Origin of the sequence: Streptomyces sp. 7-21, assembly GCF_016741785.1 — a bacterium.
Taxonomy (GTDB): domain Bacteria; phylum Actinomycetota; class Actinomycetes; order Streptomycetales; family Streptomycetaceae; genus Streptomyces.
In genome coordinates this window covers 1-416 of record NZ_JAERRL010000051.1, presented here as the reverse complement: position 1 = coordinate 416, position 416 = coordinate 1, and the positions used below count along the sequence as shown (strand labels likewise).

Sequence of the window (416 nt, the reverse complement as noted above, 5' to 3'; positions counted from 1 at the left end):
CACAGCCGCTCCTCGGTCTCCGTGCGCGGCGCGGCATCCGACACCCGCGCGGCAAAATCCGGCGCCGGCAGCGCCCGCCGGTCCACCTTCCCGTTCGGCGTCACCGGCAACGCCTCCAGCACCACCACCGCCGCCGGCACCATGTACTCCGGCAACCGCTCCGCCACGAACGACACGGCCTCCGCCCCGGTCACCGCCCCGCCCGCCTCAGGCACCACATAACCCACCAGGCGGCGTTCACCCGGCCGGTCCTCCCGCGCCACCACCACCGCCTGCCCCACCCCAGGACACGCCCCCAGCACCGCCTCCACCTCACCCGGCTCGATGCGGAACCCGCGGATCTTCACCTGGCCATCCGCCCGGCCAACAAACACCAGCTCCCCCGCCCCGGTCCACCGCACCAGATCCCCCGTGCG

The 416-nt window shown here is 74.5% G+C and carries 1 protein-coding gene; it reads right to left on the bottom strand.

Annotation, left to right across the window (positions count from 1 at the left end):
* On the bottom strand, positions 1–416 hold a 416-nt coding region (locus tag JK356_RS21530; protein ID WP_201870355.1), incomplete at both ends, for a hypothetical protein.